This is a genomic window from Conexibacter woesei DSM 14684 (genome assembly GCF_000025265.1).
Taxonomy (GTDB): domain Bacteria; phylum Actinomycetota; class Thermoleophilia; order Solirubrobacterales; family Solirubrobacteraceae; genus Conexibacter; species Conexibacter woesei.
Genome location: NC_013739.1, coordinates 2,747,872 through 2,771,028 on the forward strand (window position 1 = coordinate 2,747,872; position 23,157 = coordinate 2,771,028).

General features: G+C 74.3%; 20 protein-coding genes and 1 pseudogene. 14 read left to right on the forward strand and 7 right to left on the reverse strand.

The window, feature by feature from the left end; genetic code table 11:
- Nucleotides 1–135: 135 nt before the first annotated feature.
- Nucleotides 136–1,386: a ZIP family metal transporter gene (locus CWOE_RS12830; protein WP_012934045.1), complete on the reverse strand. Its 1,251-nt coding sequence runs from the start codon at nucleotides 1,384–1,386 to the stop codon at nucleotides 136–138.
- Nucleotides 1,386–2,453, reverse strand: coding sequence for a multicopper oxidase domain-containing protein (locus CWOE_RS12835; RefSeq protein WP_012934046.1), 1,068 nt, complete (start codon nucleotides 2,451–2,453; stop codon nucleotides 1,386–1,388). The genes CWOE_RS12830 and CWOE_RS12835 overlap by 1 nt, the downstream gene beginning before the upstream one ends.
- An 84-nt stretch (nucleotides 2,454–2,537) precedes the next feature.
- Between CWOE_RS12835 and CWOE_RS12840 the strand changes: the two genes are divergently transcribed.
- From CWOE_RS12840 to CWOE_RS12885, 10 genes are all read left to right on the forward strand, one after another.
- Entirely contained in the window at nucleotides 2,538–3,641 is a 1,104-nt protein-coding gene (locus CWOE_RS12840; protein ID WP_012934047.1) for an HD-GYP domain-containing protein, read from the forward strand.
- 23 nt (nucleotides 3,642–3,664) lie between these two features.
- Nucleotides 3,665–4,453 carry an oxidoreductase gene (locus CWOE_RS12845; RefSeq protein WP_012934048.1) on the forward strand — a complete coding sequence of 263 codons (789 nt, stop codon included), beginning with the start codon at nucleotides 3,665–3,667 and terminating at the stop codon, nucleotides 4,451–4,453.
- 130 nt (nucleotides 4,454–4,583) lie between these two features.
- A complete protein-coding gene (locus tag CWOE_RS12850) occupies nucleotides 4,584–4,991 on the forward strand; it encodes a hypothetical protein (protein ID WP_049793268.1) in 408 nt (135 codons plus the stop codon).
- Nucleotides 4,992–5,028: 37 nt separating this feature from the next.
- Nucleotides 5,029–5,577, forward strand: coding sequence for a helix-turn-helix domain-containing protein (locus CWOE_RS12855; protein WP_012934049.1), 549 nt, complete (start codon nucleotides 5,029–5,031; stop codon nucleotides 5,575–5,577).
- Between the two features lie 70 nt (nucleotides 5,578–5,647).
- Nucleotides 5,648–6,616: an agmatinase gene (gene speB / locus CWOE_RS12860; RefSeq protein ID WP_012934050.1), complete on the forward strand. Its 969-nt coding sequence runs from the start codon at nucleotides 5,648–5,650 to the stop codon at nucleotides 6,614–6,616.
- 41 nt (nucleotides 6,617–6,657) lie between these two features.
- The gene (locus tag CWOE_RS12865; protein WP_012934051.1) at nucleotides 6,658–8,052 is read left to right on the forward strand and encodes an APC family permease; all 1,395 of its coding nucleotides are present in this window, start codon (nucleotides 6,658–6,660) and stop codon (nucleotides 8,050–8,052) included.
- 5 nt (nucleotides 8,053–8,057) lie between these two features.
- The gene (locus tag CWOE_RS12870; RefSeq protein ID WP_012934052.1) at nucleotides 8,058–9,509 is read left to right on the forward strand and encodes an amidase; all 1,452 of its coding nucleotides are present in this window, start codon (nucleotides 8,058–8,060) and stop codon (nucleotides 9,507–9,509) included.
- A gap of 14 nt (nucleotides 9,510–9,523) precedes the next feature.
- Nucleotides 9,524–11,224, forward strand: coding sequence for an amidohydrolase (locus CWOE_RS12875; RefSeq protein ID WP_012934053.1), 1,701 nt, complete (start codon nucleotides 9,524–9,526; stop codon nucleotides 11,222–11,224).
- 8 nt (nucleotides 11,225–11,232) lie between these two features.
- The gene (locus CWOE_RS12880; protein ID WP_012934054.1) at nucleotides 11,233–11,688 is read left to right on the forward strand and encodes a GNAT family N-acetyltransferase; all 456 of its coding nucleotides are present in this window, start codon (nucleotides 11,233–11,235) and stop codon (nucleotides 11,686–11,688) included.
- A 70-nt stretch (nucleotides 11,689–11,758) separates the two neighbouring features.
- Nucleotides 11,759–14,140 (forward strand): hypothetical protein, encoded by a 2,382-nt coding sequence (locus tag CWOE_RS12885; RefSeq protein WP_012934055.1) that lies wholly within the window; start codon nucleotides 11,759–11,761, stop codon nucleotides 14,138–14,140.
- A gap of 49 nt (nucleotides 14,141–14,189) precedes the next feature.
- Here the strand turns inward: CWOE_RS12885 and CWOE_RS12890 are convergent, their stop codons facing one another.
- Nucleotides 14,190–14,579 (reverse strand): DUF2237 family protein, encoded by a 390-nt coding sequence (locus CWOE_RS12890; RefSeq protein ID WP_012934056.1) that lies wholly within the window; start codon nucleotides 14,577–14,579, stop codon nucleotides 14,190–14,192.
- A 35-nt stretch (nucleotides 14,580–14,614) separates the two neighbouring features.
- Nucleotides 14,615–15,298, reverse strand: a complete 684-nt coding sequence (locus CWOE_RS12895; RefSeq protein WP_041730466.1) for a hypothetical protein — start codon at nucleotides 15,296–15,298, stop codon at nucleotides 14,615–14,617.
- Between the two features lie 96 nt (nucleotides 15,299–15,394).
- On the opposite strand from CWOE_RS12895, the pseudogene CWOE_RS34465 reads away from it, so the two are divergent.
- Nucleotides 15,395–15,940 (forward strand): annotated as a pseudogene (locus CWOE_RS34465) (SDR family NAD(P)-dependent oxidoreductase); the annotation flags it as partial.
- A gap of 250 nt (nucleotides 15,941–16,190) precedes the next feature.
- Entirely contained in the window at nucleotides 16,191–17,981 is a 1,791-nt protein-coding gene (locus CWOE_RS34110; protein WP_012934058.1) for a hypothetical protein, read from the forward strand.
- On the opposite strand, the gene CWOE_RS12910 is transcribed toward CWOE_RS34110, so the two are convergent.
- Both CWOE_RS12910 and CWOE_RS12915 read right to left on the reverse strand, forming a co-directional pair.
- Nucleotides 17,925–19,604 carry a hypothetical protein gene (locus tag CWOE_RS12910; RefSeq protein ID WP_012934059.1) on the reverse strand — a complete coding sequence of 560 codons (1,680 nt, stop codon included), beginning with the start codon at nucleotides 19,602–19,604 and terminating at the stop codon, nucleotides 17,925–17,927. The two genes, CWOE_RS34110 and CWOE_RS12910, sit on opposite strands and share 57 nt — an antisense overlap.
- Nucleotides 19,605–19,625: 21 nt before the next feature.
- Nucleotides 19,626–20,273 carry a helix-turn-helix domain-containing protein gene (locus CWOE_RS12915; RefSeq protein ID WP_012934060.1) on the reverse strand — a complete coding sequence of 216 codons (648 nt, stop codon included), beginning with the start codon at nucleotides 20,271–20,273 and terminating at the stop codon, nucleotides 19,626–19,628.
- 109 nt (nucleotides 20,274–20,382) lie between these two features.
- Between CWOE_RS12915 and CWOE_RS30645 the strand changes: the two genes are divergently transcribed.
- Complete coding sequence (locus tag CWOE_RS30645) at nucleotides 20,383–21,279, forward strand: siderophore-interacting protein (protein ID WP_160165513.1); 897 nt, start codon at nucleotides 20,383–20,385, stop codon at nucleotides 21,277–21,279.
- Nucleotides 21,280–21,293: 14 nt separating this feature from the next.
- A complete protein-coding gene (locus tag CWOE_RS12925) occupies nucleotides 21,294–22,349 on the forward strand; it encodes an ABC transporter substrate-binding protein (protein WP_041730469.1) in 1,056 nt (351 codons plus the stop codon).
- A gap of 332 nt (nucleotides 22,350–22,681) precedes the next feature.
- On the opposite strand, the gene CWOE_RS12930 is transcribed toward CWOE_RS12925, so the two are convergent.
- A complete protein-coding gene (locus CWOE_RS12930) occupies nucleotides 22,682–23,134 on the reverse strand; it encodes a hypothetical protein (RefSeq protein WP_041730470.1) in 453 nt (150 codons plus the stop codon).
- Between the last annotated feature and the right edge of the window lie 23 nt (nucleotides 23,135–23,157).

A 23,157-nucleotide genomic window follows, 5' to 3' on the forward strand; every position in this document is an offset into this window, starting at 1 on the left:
CGAATGCTCCGGCGCCTTCCCACGGGCGAACCTAGCTGACCGGAAACAAGTTTTCCAGTGTTCTGGTTGTTTAATTTCCGGAGTGCGGGGCGCGCTCGGACAACCGTCCAGGCGCGAGCGCGCGAACGGGCGAGCTCAGACGCTGACGAGCAGGCCGGTGAGGTAGAGCGCGAGCGCCCCGGCGGCGATCCCGCCGACGGTCGTCGGGTCGAGCAGACGGCCGGCGCGGTCGCGCAGCGACGGTGCGATCTGGACGATCACGCGCACGATCGCGCCGACGCCGACGCCGAGCAGGAACGCGGACAGCTCGGCGTTGTCGACCGAGGCGCCGATCAGCGCGCCCACGATCGCGGGCGCGCCGGCGACGAGGCCGAGGCCGAGCAGTCGCAGCGGCCGCGCCGGCTGGTTCGCCAGCGGCGCGACGATCGCGATCCCCTCGGTCGTGTTGTGGAGCGCGAAGCCGACGACGAGGAAGGCGCCGAGCGCCAGCTCGCCGACGGCGTAGGCGGAGCCGATCGCGAGCCCTTCGCCGAGGTTGTGCAGCCCGATCCCGATCGCGATCATCAGCGCGAGGCGGGTCGGGCTGGGCGCGGTCGCGCCGTCGAGTGCGCCGCCACTTTCGCCCGCGTGCGCGCCCGTGGCGCGCGCGACGCGCGCGCCCAGCCAGCTGTCGAGCGCGGCGAGCGCGAGGTAGGCGAGCGCGATCCCGAGGAAGACCAGCTCCGCGCCGCCGAAGGCGCCGGAGGAGCCGGCGGCGAGGTCGAGCCCTTCGAGCGTCCCGTCGAGCGCGAGGAACGCGAGCAGCCCGACGGTGAGCGCGAGCAGCGCGCGGATCCAGCGGCCGGACGCACGCTGCAGCGCGGGCAGGAAGAGCATCCCGAGCACGATCGGGATGACGCCGACGTAGGTGCCGAGCAGCACCATCAGCGCGAAGAAGTCGCCGTCGGCGGCGGGCGTCTCGACGGCGACCGGGATCTCGTGCTCGATCACGGCGCCGGTCGAGGTCAGCAGTGAGACGAGGTACGGCTGGCCCTCCTGCCACGGGTAGTCGAGCACGAGCGTCGTGCGCGCGAGGCGGCCGACCGACGCCGCGCCGGAGCGGACGTCGACGTAGGCGTCGTTGACGAACGCCTGCGCCACGCTGACGGCGTCGGGGCCGACGTTGCGGACGGTCAGCTCGATCGTCCCGGGGCGCAGCTGCGTGCGCTCGACCGCCAGCTCCTCGACGGGCGGGCCGGTCCGCTCGGGCAGCGTGTCGCCGCCGACGAGCGCGAGCGTCAGCAGCGCCGCGACGACGATCGCGAGCGCACCGCCCGCGAGCAGCCACGTCGGCGCGCGGCGGCGGGTCTCGCGCGGGGGTGGCTCGGTGCTGGCGCCGGTCGCCATCACGAGACCTCGAACATCCCCATCCACCCGAGCTCGGCGAACTCGGTCTTGTGCGCGTGGAACATGAACGCGCCGGCGTTCGGGAAGCGCAGCTCGCAGATCCCGCGCTGCGCCTGCGCCTGCATCACCGTGTCGGTGAACTCGATCGGCTGGAGGCTCGTCCCGGTCGGGAAGTAGTGGAAGAAGTTGCCGTGCAGGTGGAACGTGTTGATCGGGTCGTACTCGAGCGCGTTGACGAGGTAGATGCGGATCAGCTCGCCGCGTCTGACGCGGACCGGCTCGTGCATGTAGTGAAAGGGGATCCCGTTGACGGCGTAGAGCTGGTTGCCCTCGCCGTCGAACGTCGTGTTGTAGCCGTGCTGCACCATCACCAGCTCGTCGGCGTCCGGGCGCCCGTCTCTCGGGTCGACGATGAAGGTGCCGTAGAGCCCGCGCGCGATGTGCTCGGCGAGCGGGCTGACGTGGCAGTGGTAGAGGTGCAGGCCGAACGGCTCGGCCTCGAACTCGTAGGTGGTCGAGCCGCCGGAGGGGATCACCCCCGCGCCCTGGCCCGGGACGCCGTCCATCGCGGACGGGTGGACGCCGTGGAAGTGCATCGTGTGCGGGTGGCGCGAGCCGTTGACGAAGCGCACGCGCAGCAGCTCGCCCTCGCGGCAGCGCAGCGTCGGCCCTGGGACGCGGCCGTTGAAGACCCACGCCGGGAACGTCACGCCGGGGGCGACCTCGATCTCCTTGTCGCCGGCGAACACCTCCCACTCGCGCAGCACGCGCCCGCTCGCCAGCCGCCGCGTTCTGCCCCAGTCGAAGTCGCGCAGCACGTCGGTCGGGTCGAAGCCGTTGGCGACGTGGTCGACGACGGAGCCTCTGCGGAAGGTCGGCCCGTTGACGCCGCCGCCGTGGACGGCCGCGCCGCCCGCCGCCGCGCCTGCCGCGCCGCCTCCCGCGCCGCCGCCGCCGTGGGCGTCGTGGGTCTGCGCCTGGGCCAGCTCGCGCCCGCCGAGCAGCCCGCCGGTGCTCGCGGCCACCGCGGTGCTGCAGAAGAACTGCCGTCGCGACATCTTCGTCATGAGGCGAACACTGACACATTCTTTATGGAGCGGCAACTTATGTTTTAGCCATGCCCAAACTCGTCTCGCTGCGAGAATGCGCGGGTGCGCCTCGTCTCGTCCCGACACCTGCAGGCCGGCACGGTCGTCGCGCGGGACGTGCGCGTCGGTCCGGTCGGCACCGCGCCGCTGCTGCTGCAGGGCGCGACGCTGACCGCGTCGGCCTGCGCGCGGCTGGTCTCGCTCGGGGTCGCGGCGGTCTGGGTCGACGACGAGCTGGGCGACGGGATCGAGCCGCTGGAGGCGCTGACGGAGGAGACGCGCGAGGCGGCCGAGCGCGACGTGATGGCGACGCTCGACAGCGCGCGCGACGCGCTCGCCTCCGGTCAGCACCTGCCCGGCCCCGACGTCGAACGGCTGCGCGACGTCGCCGGCGCGATCGCGCAGGAGATCTCCGCGCTGCCGGAGGCCGTCTTCGCGCTGTCGGAGATGCGCAACGCGGACGCGTACACGCACGAGCACTCGGTCCGCGTCACGACGCTCGGCCTGCTGATAGCCGCGCGCCACTGGCAGCGCCACGGCTGGACCGACCACCGCGGCGAGCAGCGCTTCGACGGCATCCCGCAGCGGATGACGCAGCTCGGCTTCGGGCTGCTCGTGCACGACATCGGCAAGCTGGCGATCCCGCGCGAGGTGCTCGACAAGCCCGGCAAGCTCGACGCGGCGGAGTGGGAGCTGGTGCGCCAGCACCCCGAGCTGGGCGCCGCGATGCTGAGCCACACGACGACGTCGATGCTCGCGATCTCGGTCGTCCGCTTCCACCACGAGCGCTGGGACGGCGCCGGCTACCCGCGCGGCCTCGCCGGCACCGGGATCGCCGAGCTGGCGCGGATCGCCGCGGTCGCCGACGTCTACGACGCGGTCCGCTCCGAGCGCCCGTACAAGCCGGCGCAGCCGCCGCGCGTCGGCGTCGAGGTCGTGCTCGACGGCGCCGGCACGGCGTTCGACCCCGTCGTCGTCGAGACCTTCCGCGCGCTGGTGATGCCGTACCCGGTCGGCCACGAGATCGTGCTCGCCGACGGCCGCGAGGCCGTCGTCGCGAGCGTCGACCCGGACCGCCCGTACGCACCGCGCGTGCGCGTGCGCGGCGCCGACGGCTCCAACTGGGAGGGCGAGGTCGACCTCGCGCCGGAACGTTTGGCGAGGTGACGGCCGAGGAGTAGGGTCGGCCGATGGACCTCGAACTGGCGGACAGGGTGGCGGTCGTGACCGGTGCCAGCAGGGGCATCGGGCTGGCGACGGTGCGAGCGTTCGCCGACGAGGGGGCGCACGTCGTCGCCGGCGCCCGCACGATCGGCAGCCTGGAGGGGATCGACGGCGTGACCGCGGTCGCGCTCGACCTCGTCGCGCCGGACGGTCCCGCGCAGCTCGTCGAGCGGGCGATCAGGGCCCACGGCCGCGTCGACGTGCTCGTCAACAACGTCGGCGGCGTGCGCCTGCGGCTCGACGGCTTCCTCGGCACGCCCGACGAGGAGTTCGCGTGGGCGCTGGAGATGAACTTCTTCGCCGCGCTGCGGGCGACGCGCGCGGTGCTGCCGCACATGCTCGACGGCGGCGGCGGTGCGATCGTCAACACCGCGTCGGTCAACGCCTTCTTTCAGCCCGACGCCGGCACGATCGACTACGGCGCCGCGAAGGCCGCGCTCGTCAACCTCAGCAAGTCGCTGGCGCAGGAGTTCGGGCCGCGCGGCGTGCGCGTCAACTGCGTCTCGCCGGGGCCGGTCGGCACCGACCTGTGGCTCGGCGAGCACGGCGTCGCGGAGACGGTCGCGCAGGCGACCGGCGTCGACGCCGCGACCGCGCGCGAACGCGTCGTCGCGAGCATCGGCGGCTTCGCGACCGGCCGCTTCACGACGCCGGAGGAGGTCGCCGCGCTGATCGTGCTGCTCGCCTCCGACCGCCTCGGCAACGTCACCGGCGCCAACTACGTGATCGACGGCGGGCTGATCAAGACGACGTAGCACGAGAGGAGCGGGCATGACCTCCGAGCAGCGACTCCAGCGACTCTAAGGCAAGCACGGCTGGGGCTGGCTGGAGCGGCTGCTGGAGCAGAACCCGCGCTGGGTCCGTGGCACGGCGACGCCGCTGGCGGTGATCGGCGCGGGCGAGGCGGCCGCGACGTTCACGTCCTTCTACTACCTCAACCCGCCCGCCGGGGACCCGATGCGGTTCCTGCTGCCGCACGAGGACTTCTTCCAGGCGTGGTTCCAGGCCGGCGCGATCCTCGAAGCTGCGCCGCACCCGGCGGCGGCGGAGCTGTACATGAGCTTCCGTCTCAGCGAGCCGACCCAGCGCGCGTCGGCGCAGTGGCCTGCCCGCCGGGACGTCGAGATCCCCGCTTGGCGACCGATCGCCGACTATCCCAACACCGACCCGAGCGGCTTCCGCGAGTTCATGCTCGACCGCGCGCGGGTCGAGCGGCTGCGAGGGATCATGGAGGAGTTCATCGGGCCGGTGGAAGGACCCAACCCGACCGGTGTGGACCGTCGCTGGCACTGAACGGACGCCGCCCCGCACGGCCAGCTAGGGTCCGCGCATGACCCCGGAGCAGATCGGCGAGCGGCTGCGCGCGGCGCGTCAGCGTCAGGAGCTGACGCTGTCGGCGCTGGCGGAGCGCGTCGAGCTGACGAAGGGGTTCCTGTCGCAGGTCGAGCGCGGCCTGACGTCGCCGTCGGTCGGCTCGCTGCTGCGGCTCTGCGAGGTGCTCGACCTGCCCGTCGGCGAGCTGTTCGACGCGAACCCCGCGCCGCTCGTGCGCGCGGCCGAGCGCAGCCCGATCAGCTTCGGCGGCGCGGGCGTCGACGAGTTCCAGCTCACCCCGGCCGGCGAGCGGCGCCTCGTCGTGATCCAGTCGGACATCGCGCCGGGCGGCGGCAGCGGGGAGGACGCCTACCGGCTCGGCAGCGATGCCGAGTTCGTGCACGTGCTGCTCGGCACGCTCGACCTCGAGGTCGCGGGCGACGCCTACCGGCTCGCCGCGGGCGACTCGCTGACGTTCGACGCCGGCGCCGAGCACCGCTGGCGCAACCCGTCGCCGAGCTGGCCGGCACGGGTGCTGTGGGTGATCGCACCAGCGCTCGGCTGAGACCCGGAGTTTGCTGGTTGTAAACAACTGCCCTTGACCTGGCGGGCCTCGCCTCGTAGCGTGCGCAGCTGTGTTCAGTGAGAGAAAACCCCACTACGGTCCACCGGACGCCTCCCTGGCGCCCCGCTACACCGGCATCCGCACCTTCGCCCGCTGCCCCCACGCGACCGACTGGGCCAACGCCGACGTCGCCGTGCTCGGGGTGCCGTTCGACACCGCAACGAGCTACCGGCCCGGCGCCCGCTTCGGCCCGGCCGCGATCCGCGACCAGAGCCAGCTGATCCGCCCGTGGCACGCGGCGCTGGAGGTCGACGTGTTCGCGACGCTGTCGGTGCTCGACGGCGGCGACCTGACCGTCACGCCCGGCAACGCCGCGCGCACCGCCGAGCAGATCCACGCCGGTCTGAGACCGGTGCTGGAGGCCGGCGCGACGCCGCTCGTGCTCGGCGGCGACCACTCGATCGTGCTCGGCGAGCTGCGCGCGCAGGCCGAGCGCCACGGGCCCGTCGGCGTCGTGCTGCTCGACGCGCACGCCGACACGTGGGACGAGTACTACGGCGAGCGCTACTTCCACGGGACGCCGTTCCGTCGCGCGCTGGAGGAGGGGCTGATCGACCCGCGCCGCTCGCTGCTGGCCGGCATGCGCGGCCCGCTGTACGCCGCCTCCGACCTCGACACTCCGCGCGAATGGGGCTTCGAGATCGTCACCTGCGACGAGCTGCGGACGCTGACGCCGGCAGAGTACGGCCGCCGTGTGCGGGAGCGGATCGGCGACGGCCCGACGTTCCTGTCGTTCGACATCGACGTGCTCGACCCCGCCTTCGCGCCCGGCACCGGCACGCCGGAGATCGCCGGGCTGCTGCCGCACGAGGCGGTCGCCTTCCTGCGCGCGCTCGCGGGGATCCGTTTCACCGGCTTCGACGTCGTCGAGGTCTCCCCGCAGTTCGACGGGCCGGGTCAGGTCACCGCGCTGCACGCCGCCTCGATCGGCTTCGAGCTGCTGGCGCTGTGCGCCGTCGCGCACGCCGGCCGGGCCTGACGCCCGGTCGCGCCGTCAGAGAACTTCAGGAGGAGAGAGGGATGTCGACACACACAAGCGACGGGCAGGTGCAGCGCGAAGCTGCCGGGCTCGAACGCGGGACGCTCGCCGCGCGCGAGATCGCCGTGCTCTCGGTCGCGTACTTCGGGCCGGCCGCGGCGCTTTCGAGCCTGCCGGCATTCGTGCTGTTCGTCGCCGGGCCGGGCGCGTGGCTGTCGTTCCTGGTGGCGTTCGCCGCGATGCTGTGCGTCGCATATGCGGTCGTCGGCTTCGCGCGCCGCTACGTCGTCTCGGGCTCGCTGTACTCGTACGTCGGCCAGGTGCTCGGCGCCTTCGGCGCGTTCGTCACCGGCTACGGGATGCTGATCGGCTACGGGCTGCTCGGGGTCGTCGTGCTCACCGGCGTCGGCACGTTCCTCGGCAGCTTCCTGCTGTCGATCGGCGTCGGCTCCGGGATCGACGTATGGGTGCAGGCGCCGATCTACGTCGTCGTCGTCGTCGCCGCCGGCTGGTTCACCAGCCGGGGCGCCGAGGCGTCGGCGAAGGTGACGCTGCTGCTGCAGGTGGTGACGCTGCCCGCGCTGCTGCTCGTCGTCGTCGCGACCGTCCTCGACACCGGGCTCCAGCTCGGCTCCCAGCTGTCGCTGGAGGGCTCGACGTTCAGCGGGCTGACGTCGGGCGTCGCGATCGCCGTCACCGGCATGATCGGCTTCGAGGCGAGCACGGCCCTGGCGGCCGAGTCGCGCGAGCCGCGCAAGGCGACGCCGCGGATCGTCTACGCGATCGTGATCGTGCTCGGCCTGCTGTACGTGCTGATGGCGTTCGCGCAGGTGCCGGCGCTGCTGGGCGCCGGGGAGGCGCTCGGCGCCGGCGTCTCGCCGATCGCCGCGCTGGCCGACGCGGCCGGGCTCGGCTTCCTCACCGAGGCGCTCGACCTGCTGCTGGCCGGCAGCCTCTTCGCCGCGCTCGTCAGCATCTTCAACTCGCTCACGCGCGTGATCGCGACGATGGCGCAGGACGGCATGCTCCCGCGCCGGCTCGGCGTCGTCGACGCCGTCCGCCACACTCCGACCACTGCCATCGTGGTGCTCGCCGTGCTCGCGTTCCTGACACCGACGATCACGCTCGCGGTCACCGACAAGGTGCCGCTGGAGCTGTACGTCCTGTTCGCGCTGCCGGCCGCCTTCGGGGCGCTGCTCGCGTACGCGATGGTCTGCGTCGCGTCGGTCGTGCTGCGGGCGAGAGAGGGGCGCGCGGTGGCACTCGCGCTGCTGACCGGGGTCGTCGGAGTGGCGGTCTCGGCGTGGGTCTTCGCCGACAGCATCATCCACCCGGGCGCGCCGCCCGCCGACGCGATGCCGTACCTGTTCGCCGGCGCGGTCGTGCTCGGGATCGCCGCCCACCTGCTGTCGCGCTCCCGGCGCGGGCTGCGGTGAGCGCGATGGAGCCGCACGAGTACGCCGCGCGTGACGCCGTCGAGCTGGCCGCGCTCGTGCGCGCCGGCGAGACGACGGCGGTCGAGCTGGCGCAGGCGGCGCTGGCAGGCGCCGCGCGCGTCGACGGCGAGCTGCACGCCGTCGTCGAGCTGTACGCGGACGCGCTCGAGCGCGCCGCCGAAGCCCCGGCCGGCGGACCGCTCGCCGGCGTGCCGACCCTGCGCAAGGACCTCGGCTTCACCGAGGCCGGCCGCCGCGCGGAGCTGGGCAGCCGTCTCGCGGCGGGCGACGTCGCGCAGACGACGTCGCTGTTCTGGGAGCGCCTGCGCGCGGCGGGCGCCGTCACGCTCGGCCGCAGCGCGACCTCCGAGCTGGCCGTCGCGATCACGATCGAGCCGCCCGGCGGGCCGGCAACCGTCACGCCGTGGGATCCACGCTTCAGTGCCGGCGGGTCCAGCGGCGGTGCTGCTGCGCTCGTCGCCGCGGGCGTCGTCCCGTTCGCGCACGCCAACGATGCCGGCGGCTCGATCCGCATCCCCGCCGCGCTGTGCGGCGTCGCGGGCATGAAGCCGTCGCGCGGGCGCGTCACGACCGCGCCGGACGGCGCCCACCACGTCTTCGGGATGGTCGCCGAGCTGGCCGTCGCGCGCAGCGTGCGCGACCTCGCCGCCGTGCTCGACGCCGTCGCGGCGCCGGCTCCCGGCGACGCCTGCGCGATCCGCCAGCCGGCGACGACGTACTCCGAGGCGCTGGGGACGCCGAACGGCAAGCTGCGCGTCGCGCTCACGACCGAGGGCTGGCTCGGCGCGCCGGTCGACGAGCAGGCCGCGCAGCTCGTGCGGACCGCGGGCGCGGCGCTGGAGGCGCTCGGCCACGAGGTCGTGCCGTTCGCGCTCGACCTCGACGTCGAGCTGTACCTGCGGACCGTGCTCGACGCGTTCGGCGCGGCCGCTGCCGGCGGCCTCGACGCGCTCGCGCGTACGAGCGGCCTCGACCCCGCCGAGCACGCTCATCCCGTCACGCTGCTGTGGGCCGAGCACGGCCGCTCGCGTGGGGCCGAGGCGGCGTTCGCGGTCCCGGACGCGATCAACGCGATCAGCCGCGCGGTCGGTGCGCAGCTGGCGCCGTTCGACCTGCTGCTGACGCCGACGCTCGCGCAGCCGGCGATCCCGCTCGACACGCTCGGCGGTGCCGCCCGCTTCGCCGACGCGGCAGAGCACAATCGCCGTGTCGAGGCGGCGACGCAGTTCGTCACGCTCTTCAACTTCACCGGCCAGCCGGCGCTCTCGCTGCCGCTCGGCACGACCCGCGACGGCCTGCCGCTCGGCGTGCAGGCGGTCGCACCGCTCGGCTTCGACGAACGGCTCGTCGCGGTCGGCGCGGCGCTGGAGGCGGCGCTGCCGTGGCGGCGGCGGATCCCTCCGGTGCACGTCTCCCACCCGCCGCACGACCCGTGACGACCGAGGACCGCATGACCAGATCGACCCTCCTGCACAACGGCACGATCCGGACGCTCGCGCCCGGCGGCGCGACCGCGCCGGCGCTGCTGATCCGCGACGGCCGCGTCGCCGCGCTCGGCGAGCGGCGCGCGCTGGCAGCCGAGCTGGGACCGGACGGGGAGGAGGTCGACCTCGGCGGCCGGACGGTGCTGCCCGGGCTCGTCGACACCCACCCGCACCTGCTCCACTTCGAGTCGGAGTCCGACGGCGTCGTCGACCTGACCGACGCGGCGGACCACGCCGAGATCGTCGCGCGGATCGCGGCGAAGGCGCGCACGACGCCGCCCGGCGAGTGGATCGTGACGACGCCCGTGGGGGAGCCGTTCTACTTCCTGCGACGCTCCTGGCGCGACCTGCCCGAACGCGTGCTGCCCGACCGCCACGTGCTCGACCGCGCGACCTCCGCGCACCCGGTCTTCATCCAGGCGTGGGCGCCGACGGAGCCGAACGTCTGCGCGTTCAACAGCGCCGGCCTGGCGCGGCTCGGCATCGCCGATCCGGCGCCCGACCGCGTCGGCGACGTCTGGATCGACAAGGACCACGCCGGCGGCGTGACCGGGCTGCTGCGCGGCGCGGTCAACGAGATCTACAGCCACGACCCGTACTGGCAGCAGCTGCTGGACCGCATCCCGCACGCTGCGCCCGACCTGCTCGTGACGACACGGCGCGCGGTCGCGCAGGCGAACGCGCGCGGCGTCACGACCGTCTACGAGCCGCACGAGATGACGGCCGAGCACGTCGGCGTCTATCGGCGGCTGCGCGACCTCGGCCAGCTCGACGTACGCGTGACGCTGGCGCTGGAGGTCGACCAGAGCCGCGCGCTCGACGACCTCGGCGGGACGCTCGCAGGGCTGCGCGACGGCCTCGCGCAGACGCGCGCGCTGCGCGACACCGCCGACGAGCGCGTGCGCGTGACGGGCGCGACGCTGTCGTACGCCGGCGAGCTGAGCTACGAGCTGTACCGCGACGTCTACGGTCGGATGACGAAGGGGCGGGCGCGCTTCCACCGCGACGTGACGCGCGCGTTCGCGGACGGCTGCCTGGAGCACGACCTGCGCGCGAACTTCCTCTCGAGCGACTTCGTCCACCACGACCACGTGCTCGGGATCCTCGAGGCGCCGGAGCTGGCCGCGCGCGTCCGCGACCGCGGCTGGATCCTCCAGCACGCGCCGCTGATCGGCGAGCTGCACGCGCAGCGCTTCCAGGCGCTCGGCTTCGACGTGACGACCTCGACCGGGTTCGCGTGGGGGCTCGGCGCGGCCTACGGCGAGAAATGGGGGCGTCAGGTCTGGCGCGACCTCGTCCCGCTCAAGCGGCTGCTGCTCGCGGGGCTGACGGTCGCGGGCGGATCGGACTGGGGGCCGCGCAGCCCGTTCGAGCAGCTGTGGCTCGCCGAGACGCACGAGATCGCCGGCACCGGCGGCCACCGCAACGCGGGCGCCGACCAGGTCGTGACACGCGCGGAGGCGCTGGCGATGTGGACCTCGGCGGCCGCGGAGGTGCTGCGCTGGCCGGAGGTCGGCACGCTCGCCGTCGGCGCCTGGGGGGACGCGATCGTGCTCGACCGCGACCCGCTGACGTGCCCGCTGGACGATCTCCCGGGCACGACCGTCGAGCTGACGCTCGCCGGCGGCCGGGTGGTTCACGACAGCGGCGCGGTCGCCCGTGGTTGACTGAGCCGATGCACACGACCGACGCGATTCGCCCGCTGCGCAGCGACGACCGAGCGGCCTGGGAGCCGCTGTGGGCCGGCTACCTGGCGTTCTACCGCGAGACGCTCGCGCCGGAGGTGACCGACGCGACGTTCCGCCGCCTCTGCGCCGAGGAGGACGGGATGTTCGGTCTCGTGGCGGTCGGCGACGGCGGCGAGCTGGTCGGCTTCGTGCACGCGATCGTGCATCCGTCGACCTGGACGACGGCGAGCTACACCTACCTGGAGGACCTCTACGTGGCGCCCGCGGGCCGCGGCGGCGACGTCGGCGGCGCCCTGATCGAGGCGACCGCGGAGGCCGCCAGAGCACGCGGATCGTCCCGTGTCTACTGGCAGACGCAGGAGTACAACGGCCGCGCGCGGTCGCTCTACGACCACGTCGGCCAGCTGACCTCGTTCATCGTCTACGAGCGTCCGCTGAGCTGACCGCGGCCCGGATGCGGACATCGTCCGGTAACTCGCGCAACGTCCGCATCCGGTATGTGTTCAGGGCATCGTGGGGTACACGAACAACGCGCCGACGCGCCACATCCGACTTCTGCTGCTCGCCGCGACGCTCGTCGCCGGCCTGATCGTCCTGTTCGCGCCGGCGCCGTCGGCGCGGGCGGTCGAGCTGGGCATCTCCGACTCCGACGCTGCGACGTTCACCGAGCCGTACTGGCCGGGCCTGGGGATGAGCAGGGCGCGGATAGTCGTCCCCTACGACGTCGCGACCGACACGCTCGGCCCCGCCGGGATCAGACGGCGGGAGATATTCGAGAGCTACCGCGCCAACGCCGCGGCGGCCGGCGTGAACGTGCTCGTCGCGTTCGGGCCGAGCGAGGACATCCGCGCGCCCGACACGGGTGAGCCGGTCGCGCCGAGCGCCGACGAGTTCACGGCCGCCTTCACGGCGTTCCGCGCGAGATACCCGGACATGGTCACGATCGCGCCGTGGAACGAGCCGAACAACCCCGACTCGACCCAGTACCCGCTCGCGTCGGACCCGGCGCTCGCGGCGCAGTACTGGCTGATCACGAAGTCGATCTGCCAGGGCTGCACGGTCGTCGCCGGCTCGTTCGCCGGCATCGGCGGCGACGACGCCTACGTCGACGCGTACCAGGCTGCGCTCGGCGGCGCGCGGCCCGAGGTGTGGTCGTTCCACGCCCACGGCGACATCAACTCCTTCCAGGCGTCCGGCCCCGACAGCGCCCGCGTCAGCCGCTACTTCCTCAGCAAGCTGCAGGGCCCGTGGGCCGGCGGGCGGATCTGGATCGACGAGGTCGGCGCGATCTTCCGCGATCCGAGCGGCGCGGTCCGCGGCGACGCCTCGCAGCAGACGGCGACCCAGTTCCTGTTGGGGCTGGCGTCGCTCGACCAGCGGATCGACGCGATCTACTACTACAACTACTCGAACCAGTGCGCGATGTGGTTCAGATGCGCGACGCAGGACCGCGGCCTCGTCTCGCCGAGCCCGTTCGACGGCCAGCCGGTCGACTACGACGGGCTCAACCGCCCGCGCGCCGCGTACAACGTGATCGCCGCCCGCGGCCCCGTGATCGTGCCCGCGGCACCGGTTCCGCCGGTCGTCGCGATCACCCAGCCGGCGCAGAGCGCGGCGCTCAGAAACCCCGCGCCGACGTTCACCGGCGTCGCCGCGACGGGCGGTCGCGCCGCCGGCCAGGTGACGCTCCAGATCTTCCCCGGCGCCGCCTCGACGATGAGCCGCACGCCGACGCAGACGCTGACGGCCGCGGTCGCTCCGGCGGGCGGCGGCTGGTCGGTCACGGCCGCCAGACTGAGAGACGGCGTCTACACCGCCGAGGCGTCGCAGGCCGGCAACCCCAGCTCGTCCGGGATCAGCCAGGACGTCGTCTTCACGATCGACACCGTCGCGCCGACCTCGACGATCAGCGCCGGTCCGCCGAGACTGACCGGAGCGCGCACCGCGACGCTGACGTTCGCCGGCTCCGAGCCGGGCACGACGTTCGTCTGCTCGGTCGACCGCAGAACGGCGACGCCGTGCACCTCGCCGCTGCGGCTGAGAGCGCTCGAGCTCGGCACCCACTCGCTCGGCGTCCGCGCGACCGACGCGGCCGGCAACGTGCAGAGAACGCCGACCAGATACAGCTGGCGCGTCGTCTCGCTCGCGACGGCGCTGGCGCCGCGCACCGGCGACCTCTCGTCCGCCTTCGCCGGCGGCGTGCCGCTCGCCGCCACGTGCGCCGACTCGTGCCGCGTCGAGGCGCGCGTCTACGCGCCCGCCGCGACGGCGAGCGCCGCGGGCCTCGCCGGGCGCAAGGTCTCCCGCCGCGATCCCGGGCGTCCGCGGGGCAAGGGCTACGTGACAGTCGCCAGCAGCGCCGTCGTGCGCAGACGCGCGGGCTCGTTCTCGCTTGCGCTGAGACTGCGCGCCGCCCCCGGCCGGTCGCTGCGCAACACCTCCTCGCTCGGTCTGCGGCTCGGGCTCGCGCTGACGCCGAAGGGCTCCAAGCCGACCGCCGTCAGCACGCGCGTGACGCTCGTCCGCTCGGGCGCGCTGAGAGCGCTCGCCGCCAGCGGCCTGCCGGCGACGCTCGCCTGCTCCAGCGCCTGCTCGGGCAGAGCGGTGCTGTGGGTCCCGAGCGCGATCGCCAGACGCGTCAGAGCGCCGGGCCGCAGCGTCGCCGGCGGCGGCCGCACCGGGCTGCCGCGCGGCGGCCGCTACGTCGCGCTCGGCTCGAAGCCGGTCACGCGCACGAAGGCCGGCGCGAGCGAGGTCGTGCTGCCGGTGCCGGCGAACGTCGGCAAGCGCGTGACGAGACTGGCGGGCGCGGCGAGCGTCCGCGTCGTCGGGCTCGCGAGCGGGCCCGGGACGCCCGCGAGCACGCTCGGCTGGCCGCTGCTGCTGCCGCGCTGAGCGCGCGGCGCCGCTGCGCTCAGCCGCGCGGCGGGCACGGCGGGCTCGCTCAGCCGAGCGAGCCGGGGTCCGGCGGCACGTCGACGGCGTGCTCGCGCAGCGCGGCGAGCGGCACGACGTCGAGCGCGCGCTCGTGCGTCGAGGCGAGCACGACGAACGCGGCGGCGCCGTCCTCGTGCGCGCGCAGCCAGTTGACCGCGGTCACGCACCAGCGGTCGCCGGGCTTGAGGCCGGGGAAGCCGTACTGCTCCACCGGCGTGCTGAGGTCGTTGCCGATCGAGCGCTGGTGCTCGAGGAACTCGGCCGTCACGACCGCGCAGATCGTGTGGCTGCCGCGGTCCTCGGGACCGGTGCTGCAGCAGCCGTCGCGGTAGAAGCCGGTGAGGGGGTCGGTGCCGCACGGCTCCAGCTCGCCGCCCAGCACGTTGCGCTCGGTCACCCGGCCAGTATCCACGAGTGCGCGGACCGCAGCGTTCACGCCGTCAGGCGGTGCAGCGGGGTGCGCCCGCGCTTGCCGGCCGGCTCGATCAGCTCCATCAGCCGAAGGCAGTAGGCGGTCCGCTGCGCGAGCACGGTCGGGCAGCCGAGCAGGACGGCCAGCTCCCTCGTGCTGAACGGCTCGGAGGGCAGCGGCGGGAGCGCGAGCAGCACGTCCTGGGGACCGCGCAGCTCGACGCGGTCGAGCAGCTCGACGAGGCGGCGCTCGCCGGGGTCGCGCGTGCGGCGGCGGCTGCGCGTGCGGACCGGCGCGGCGGCGCGGATGTGGTCCTCGCGCGCGAGCAGCAGCTCGATCGTCAGGTTCGGGTGCGCGAGCAGCGACGGGAACGCGACGAGCTTGTCGAACAGCTCGACGGCGGTCGCGCGGCGCGCCGAGCGCCGCGCCGACAGCACCTCGCCGGCGTCGTCGACGCGCACGATCCGCCGCTCCGCGGCGATCGGGTGGACGATCCGCATGCGGTGGTCGTCGAGCAGCGCGTCGAACTTGGCGCCGAGCGGTCCGAAGCCGCCCGTCTGCACCTCGACCAGCTCGCCGTCGGCGCGCACGAGGTCGATCACGAAGCGGCCGACGCGCACCTCGACGCGGTCGCCCGGTCGCGCGAGCAGCGCCTTGATCGCCGCGTGCAGCGGTCCTTCGCGCAGTACGCCGATGCCCGACACCGTCGCGGAGCGTAGCCGGGCGGGCGGCTGGCCGCCGCCCGCCCGCCCAGCCGTCCACACGGGCCTGCTCATATGGAAAGCATCTATGCTGCTGACATGGAGTCTTCCGAGAGGCGTGCCGCTCGTCAGGCGGCGCCGCACGCCGGCCGCGTCGCGCTCGTCACCGGCGCCAGCCGCGGGATCGGCCGCGCAATCGCTCTGCGGCTCGCGGCCGAGGGCGCGACCGTTGCGACGGTCGCCCGGCGCGAGCCCGACCCGGCGCCGGGCACGGTGCCGTTCGCCTGCGACCTCGCCGATCCCGTCGCCGTCGCCGGTCTGCTGGGGCGCGTCGCGGAGCGGATCGGCCCGGTTGACGTGCTCGTCAACAACGCCGCGCTCGCCGTCGCGACGCCGGTGCTCGGCTTCGACGCCGAGACGTATGGGCGCGTGCTCGCGGTCAACCTGCATGCGCCGGTGCTGCTGATGACGGCCGCCGCGGAGTCGATGGCGGGCCGCGGGTGGGGGCGGGTCGTCAACGTCAGCTCGATCCACGGCGAGCGCGGCGAGGTGGGCTCGCTCGCCTACGACGTCGCGAGGGCGGGGCTCAACCAGGCGTCGCGCACCGCCGCGATCGAGCTGGCCCGGCGCGGCGTGCTCGTCAACGCGCTCGCGCCGCTGGCTCGCGAGCCCGGCGAACACGTACCTGACCGGCCAGGTCGTCACGGTGGACGGCGGGCTGACCGCGACGTTCTGATTCCTCACGGCTGTTGCGTCCCCAGCTCCAGCTCGCGCGCGCGTCTGCTCGGGCATCTCGCCGAACAGCGAGGAGGCGTACGGGCGCTTCGGCCGCGCGCTCGCGCCACGTTCACACGACGGCATCACCGGGAGCGCGCACGCTGGGGAGGATCCGGGTGTGCGCTTCCTGCGGCCGCTTCTCTCCGAGCGCGAGCGCCGCCGCGCGCTGCTCGCGCTCGTCGCGCTCGGGCTCGCCTACGCGCTCGTGATGCAGAGCCTCGGCTGGGCGCAGACGGCGTACTTCGCCCAGGTCAAGGCGTTCGCCGACGGGACGCCGCGGATCGACAGATACAGCTGGGAGACGCGCGACAAGTCGTGGTACGACGGCCACTTCCACTCGGTCAAGGCGCCGGGCCTGCCGGCGCTGCTGACGCCGGCCTACGTCGCGCTCGACGCGGTCGGCGGCGACGACCTCGCCGCGGAGATGGCGGAGACCGCGCGCGAGCACGGCCGCAGCCGCTGGCACTACAGCGCGCTGCCGGTCCACAGCTACGGCTACAGCGTCGAGCGGCGCGACGCGGTCCAGGCGCGGCTGGAGCGCCAGACGCCGCTCGTCTGGATGCTCGGCCTGCTCGGCACCGTGCTGCCCGCGATCGGGCTGCTGCTCGCGGTCCGCTGGGCGGGCGACCGGCTCGTGCCCGGCGGCGGGCTGCCGGCCGCGATCACGCTCGGCGCGGGGACGTTGATCCTGCCGTTCGCGACGCAGCTGTTCGGGCACGTGCTGGCGGCGACGCTCGCGTTCCTCGCGTTCGCGCTGCTGCTGCGCGAGCGCGCCGGCCCACCGCGGCTCGCGCTCGTCGCCGGCGCCGGTCTGCTCGCCGGGCTCGCGGTGCTGACCGAGTACCCGCTCGCGCTCGCGGGCGCGCTCGTCGGCCTCTACGGCGTGCTGCGCGGCGACGTCGCCGGCTGGGCGGCGCGCGCCCGTCGCGCCGCCGCGTATGGCGGCGGGGTGCTCGCCGGCATGCTGCCGCTGGCGGCGTACAACCTGTGGGCGTTCGGCAGCGTCAACCACAACTCGTACACGGGCGCGGTGAAGGTCTCCGGCATGAGCGGTCACGCGCAGCTCGGCCTCAACGACGCGCACTTCTTCGGGATCGCGCTGCCCAGCCCCGGCACGGCGCTGGAGCTGCTGTTCTCCGCCCGCGGCCTGCTGACGATCGCGCCGGTGGCGGCGGTCGGCGTCTACGGGCTGGTGCTGCTGCACCGCCGGGGGCGCCGCGCGGAGGCGCTGCTCGCCGCGTCGATCGCGTTCGCCTACCTGCTCTACGACTCGGGCTACTGGACGCCGTTCGGCGGCGGGACGCCGGGGCCGCGCTTCCTGATCCCGCTGCTGCCGTTCCTCGCGCTCGGCTTCGCCGCGGCGTGGCGCGCACGGCCCGCGGTCTGCGCGGCGCTGCTCGGCCCGAGCGTCGTGCTGCTGCTCGCCGCGACGCTGACGCGCCCGCTGATCGGCGGCCCCGACAGCGCGGGTGACTGGGCGAGACTGATCGGCGAGGACCTCTTCTCCAACACGCTCCTCAGCGCGGTGGGCTTGGGCAACGCGTGGCCGACGGTGCTGCCCGTGGTCGCGCTGGTGGTCTTCGCGCTCGCGCTCGGTCTGCCACGTCGGGTCGTCCTGGATTCGTGTCGCAGGACGACAGCAATCCAGGACGACCCGGGTGTGGGACTGGCGTTGGTGGCGCTCTTCGGCTGGTTGGTGGTGGCCTGCACCGCACCGGCGCTGTGGGACGTGCCGGCGGTCGTGACCGGCGACTGGGGTGCGGGGGCGCTGTTCGCCGCTGGCGCCGGGTGCGGGCTCGTGTTGGTCGCGTGGGTCGCGCTGCCCTCGCGCCGCGCGACGCAGCCGCCGTCGTCAGCGCCGTCGCGGCGGGATGCGGTAGAGGACGACCCCGTCGCGCAGCTCGCGTGAGATCCCCAGGCCGCGCCACGGGCGTCCCCGCCAGCCCGCCCACGACGTGCCGGCGAGCCGCGCACGGTGCAGCACGACCGTCCGCACGCCGAGCGCGCGCAGCCGCGCGACCGAGGCGGCGTCGGGGAAGCCGGCGGCCCGCGTTCTCAGCGCGAGGAACGCGGGCGGGTTGGTCGAGCTGCGGCCGTTGACCATCCGCGGGAAGCCGGCGGTCGACCACAGCAGGTAGCGGCGGTTGTCCTCCGCCTCGATCGGCAGCTGCAACAGCGGCGGCGTCGCGGCGGCGAGGCCGGCCGGCGCGCGCGGCGCGGCTGGGTTCGGCGGGCCGGAGAGGCGTCCGCCGTCGAGCGAGAAGGCGCTCCCCTCGACGAGCACGAGCGCCGTCAGCGCCACCGGCGCCCAGCGCCAGCCGGCCCCCGGCCGCGCCGCCAGCCGCTGCGCACCCGCGGCGGCGAGCAGCGCGAGCGCGAGCGTCGTCAGCGTCATCAGCCGGCCCGGCGTGCGGATCGCCTCCCAGCCGGGCAGGACCGACAGCCAGCCGTACGGGAAGAGGAAGCGCAGGTCGGCGTCGGCGTAGCCGAGCGCGAGGACGGCGGTGACGAGCGCGCCGGCGAGCAGGCCGAGCCGCAGCGGACGCGGCCACGGGCCGCGCCACGCGCCGAACGCCGCGAGCGCCACGATCACGAGCCCGGGGAAGAGCGCCTGCTCGGCGACGGCGTTCAGGTTCTCGCGCAGCGGCGCCGTCGCGCCCGACCAGACGAGGCTGTCGCGGCCGGCGGCGAGGAACTCCAGCGGCGAGCCGGAGTAGGCGGCGACGACCTCCGGCCCGCGCCGGGCGCTCGGGAACAGCTCCGCGACGCGCAGGTAGACGCGGCCGATCGCGAGCCCGATCCCGGCGAACAGCACTACGCCGGCGGCGGTCGCCGCCCACGTCGGGCGCGGCGGGCGCCAGCCGCGCAGCAGCAGGACCAGCGCGAGCGCGAGCAGCAGGTAGGCGAGCTGGAGGCCGAGCGTCCAGCCGAGCGTGAGCTGCCACGTCGCGACCGCCCAGCCGGCGAGCACGACCCACGGCCGCGGCCCCGACCGGTCGTCGCGGTAGCCGCGCACCAGCAGCGCGAGCGCCAGCGGGATCCCGCCGCTGGAGATCACGTGCAGGTGGCCGGCCTGCTCCAGCCGCCACGGCGAGTACGCGAACGCGGCGCCGGCGAGGAACGCCGCGGCAGGCGGCGCGCCCAGCTCGCGGGCGAGCAGGTAGGCGCCGGCAAACGCGAGCGCATACGCGAGCAGGTAGAGCACGTCGTAGCGCGCGACCGCCGCACGCGGGCCATTCCCGATCAGCCCGGCTGGCGCGTAGCCGAGCAGCGCGTCGGAGAAGGCGAGCGTGTCGGGGTACGGGTAGAACTGGTTGGCGTCGAAGAGGTGGAGCGGCTGCGCGGTCAGCGCGTGGCCGCCCCAGGCGACCTGCCACGCCTGCGCCAGCGGGTCGCCGAGGTCCTTCGCGACGTGGTCGCCGAGGTGCAGCGCCAGCGGCCAGTGCATCAGCACGGCGAGCGCGACGGCGCCGAGCGCGAGCAGCAGCAGCTCGCGGGCTCGCCTGCGCCTGCCGGTCAGGTCGCGCTCCACGGAGGGAGACGCTACGCGACGTCAGCGACGCTGGTGTTGCCGTTCGCGTGCTGCCGCCGAGGTCGGCGGCAGCTGCGGCACGTCGCCGCGCTCGACGCGCCGCTCCATCCCCTCGATCAGCGCGTCGCGCTTCCAGCGCGAGAGGATCGCGACCCGCTCGCGCATGTCGGGGTCGGCGCGCGCCTCGTCGAACGCGACGGCCGGGTCGGTCGAGACCGCGATCACGGCGCTCGCGCCGAGCATGTAGCCGGTCTCGCGCGTCATCCCCGGCGCGCGGGCGACGAGCTCGTCGATGATGCGGTCGAAGCCGTCGAGCGTGCGCTCCTCGTAGGGCCCTTCGAGCAGGTACTGCTCGAGACCGGGCGCCGCGCGCCGCAGCGCGACGAGCCGCTCGCACAGCTCCCGCAGGTAGTCGGGCCAGCGCTCCGCGGCGGGGGCGACGAGGTCGAGCCGGTCGAAGATCTGTGCGCTCGTGCGCGTGTGGAGCCGCGCCGCGGAGCCGACGTGGTAGCGCACGGTCGACTCGCTCACGTCGAGCCGCGCGGCGACTGCGGCGACCGACAGCGACGGCAGGCCGATCGCCTCGGCGGCGTCGAGGATGGCCGTCGCGTCGACCGCCGCGGGGCGGCCGGGCCGTCTGCGGGGCGGAGGGGCGAGCGGCGCCGGCATCGCGTCACCCTATCGCGGCGACTGGTTTCCGTGGGTGGCGCGGAAACTCTGTTAGGGTGCCCTAAGTCCGCTTTCTGCACTGCCCTGAGACATGAACGGAGCGCCCACGTTGCCATCACCCGCGAGAGCTGCCGAAGCCCGTCCCCGCGGATACGCCGCGCGCGTCGCATCCCGCGTCACGGTCGAGTCGATCGTCCAGCCGGTCCCGGGGTTCGCGCGGGTGACCGTCGCGGGCGAGGGTCTGACCGCGTACGACCCGGTGCTGCCGGCCGATGCGTTCAAGCTGCTGCTGCCCGCGCCGGGCGACGACGGCTTCGACTTCCCGCAGCGCGGCGCCGACGGGCTCCCGGCGTGGCCGCAGGGAGCTCGCCGGCCGATCCTGCGTCCGTATGCCGTGCGCGACGCGGACCCGGCTGCCGGCCGGATCGTGTTCGACGTCGCGCTGCGCCCCGGCGGCGCGGCGCCGTTGCGCTTCGCGGCCGGGGACGAGATCGGCCTGGCCGGCATGCGCCACGGCTACGCGCCCGCGTCCGGTGCGACGCGGCATCTGCTCGTCGGCGACCGCAGCGCGCTGCCGGCCATCGCGGCGATCGTCGCGTCGCTGCCCGCCGCTGCGCGCGTGACCGCGGTGCTGGAGGTCGCGGCCGAGGAGGAGCGGGGTCTGCTGCCGGCGCACCCGGGCCTGGCCGCTGAATGGCTCGTCGGCCCCGCTTCGGCCGGCGCCGGCTCGCCGCTGGAGCAAGCCGCGCGCACGGTCGCGGTGCCGGCGGCCGGAGCGCACGCCTGGATCGGCGGCGAGGTGGGCGTCGTGCGCGCGCTGCACGCGCACCTGACCGCCGCGCTGGGGCTCTCGCTCGCGCAGGTCCATGCGGTCCCGTGCTGGGAGCGCGGCCGCACGGCCGACGAGCGCGACGCCGCGATGCTGGAGCGCTACCGTGCCGCGGCGGCGCGCGGCCGGGACGTCGCCGACCCTGACGTCGCCGACGCGATCGAGCTCGGCGCATGACGCGCCGTGGGCCCGTGAGGCTCCACCCGCGGGCCGCCGCTGGCCATCCGACCGCCGTCCGTCCGCGCGCCGCGCTCGTCCTCGCCGCCCTCCTCGCGATCGTCGTCCTGTCCGCCTGCGGCAGCGGCGACGACGCGACAGGCGACCGCGGCTCTGCGACCGCGGCAACCGCGGAGGAGGGCGCGTTTCCCGTCACGATCGCGTCGAGATTCGGCGACGCGACGATCGCCGCCGCGCCGAGACGCGTCGTAGCGCTCGACTACGCCGCCGCCGACGGCGCGATCGCGCTCGGCGCGCCGCTCGTCGCGATGCCGCGCGTGAGCGGCGTGCCGGGCGGGATCCAGAGCTGGCGGGCCGATGCGCTGCGCGGCACGGCGGCGCCGGCGCTGCTCGACCTCGACGCGGAGATCCCGATCGAGAGGATCGCTGCGCTGCGCCCCGACCTGATCCTCGCGACGAACACCTACCTGCTCGACGCCACGCTCTACGCGCGCCTGTCCGAGATCGCGCCGACGGTCCACTTCGCCGGAGCCCCGCTGACGGACACGTGGCAGCAGTCGACGCTGCGGATCGGCAGTGCGCTCGGGCGCGAGGCCCGGGCGCAGGAGCTGGTCGACGCGGCCGAGCGCGACGTGCGGGTCGCCGCGCGCAGACGCGCGGAAGCGTTCGAGGGCCGCTCGTTCGCCGTCTTCCTCGCAAGTCCTGACGGACTCGGCACGGTCACAGATCCCGGCGACGCGTTCGTGCGCTTCCTGTCGGACCTCGGCATGCGACTCGACCCGAAGGTCCAGACGCTCGGCGGCGACGGCGGCCGCGCGCTCCTCTCCAAGGAGCGCTACGACCTGCTCGACACCGACCTGCTCGTCGGCAGCGCCGTCACGCCGCAGGTGCTCGCGGAGGTCGAGCGCGCGCCGACGTTCGCGCCGCTGCGAGTCGTCAGGGAGGGACGCTACGTCGCGCTCGGGTTCGAGCCGGTGACGGCGCTGACGCTGCCCTCGGCGTTGAGCGTCCGCTGGGCTGCACGCGAGGTCGTGCCGCAGCTCGCGAGCGCGGCGATGGCACGGGGGTGAGGTCGGGCGCTGCTCGGGCGCTGCTCGTGAGCTCGGCTTGTTGACGATATGCAGACAAGTTGCATTGAGTTTTTGCGCCGTGGTAGCGTAAGTCGCGCCAGGCTGTGCGCCTGCCGTCGGCGTCGGGTTGAATTCGCGATGCGTTGCGGTCAACGGTTTGTCGTTGGGAGCGTTGGCGAGCTGGACGCTGCGCGGTGCCGTTGTGTCGAGCATTGCGAATGAAAGGCAAGTTCAATGAAGCGGTTGAGACGCGCCGGCCTCGCGGCCGGCGTGGCGGTCGTCGTGGCCGTACTCGGTTCCGGGTCGTCGTCCGCAACCATCAGCCCGGATCCCTACAGCACGACGACCGCAACCGGGAGCATCACGTCGAGATCGATACTCGGGACGCTCACATGCGGCCTCTCGAGCGTCTCGGTGATCCTCGCGGGTGCGCCGCTGGGGGCCTCCGGAAACATCCCGAGCCTCACGCCGAGCACCTGCACGGGGATCGCGATGGGGGCGAGCGCGACGCTAGTCACCGGCGCCGCCCCGGCCTGGTTGGCGATCGCCGGAGCTTCACCGGGCAGCGCCCAGGGTACGGCCACGTTGAGAGACGCGCGCGTGCTATTCACGCTCAACGGCATGATCGCGCGCTGCCTATATGGCGGGACGCTCACAGGTAGCGTCGCGAACGGCTCGGCTGCCATAACCGTGCGGAATCCTGCCGCAAGACTCGTCGCGACGCTAAGCGGTGTCTGCACGGCGTCCCAAGACGTGAGCATGACGATCTCGACCGCCGCGACCATAACGTGGTGACCATGGGGGGAAA

Bases quoted from the DNA above. Each gene is read 5' to 3' on its own strand.
- CWOE_RS12875 (WP_012934053.1), top strand. From the start codon at position 9,524: ATGACCAGATCGACCCTCCTGCACAACGGCACGATCCGGACGCTCGCG.
- CWOE_RS12855 (WP_012934049.1), top strand. From the start codon at position 5,029: ATGACCCCGGAGCAGATCGGCGAGCGGCTGCGCGCGGCGCGTCAGCGT.
- CWOE_RS12835 (WP_012934046.1), bottom strand. From the start codon at position 2,453: ATGACGAAGATGTCGCGACGGCAGTTCTTCTGCAGCACCGCGGTGGCC.
- CWOE_RS12845 (WP_012934048.1), top strand. From the start codon at position 3,665: ATGGACCTCGAACTGGCGGACAGGGTGGCGGTCGTGACCGGTGCCAGC.
- CWOE_RS12915 (WP_012934060.1), bottom strand. From the start codon at position 20,273: ATGCCGGCGCCGCTCGCCCCTCCGCCCCGCAGACGGCCCGGCCGCCCC.
- CWOE_RS12830 (WP_012934045.1), bottom strand. From the start codon at position 1,386: ATGGCGACCGGCGCCAGCACCGAGCCACCCCCGCGCGAGACCCGCCGC.
- CWOE_RS12880 (WP_012934054.1), top strand. From the start codon at position 11,233: ATGCACACGACCGACGCGATTCGCCCGCTGCGCAGCGACGACCGAGCG.
- CWOE_RS12865 (WP_012934051.1), top strand. From the start codon at position 6,658: ATGTCGACACACACAAGCGACGGGCAGGTGCAGCGCGAAGCTGCCGGG.
- CWOE_RS12870 (WP_012934052.1), top strand. From the start codon at position 8,058: ATGGAGCCGCACGAGTACGCCGCGCGTGACGCCGTCGAGCTGGCCGCG.
- CWOE_RS12930 (WP_041730470.1), bottom strand. From the start codon at position 23,134: ATGGTCGCGGCGGTCGAGATCGTCATGCTCACGTCTTGGGACGCCGTG.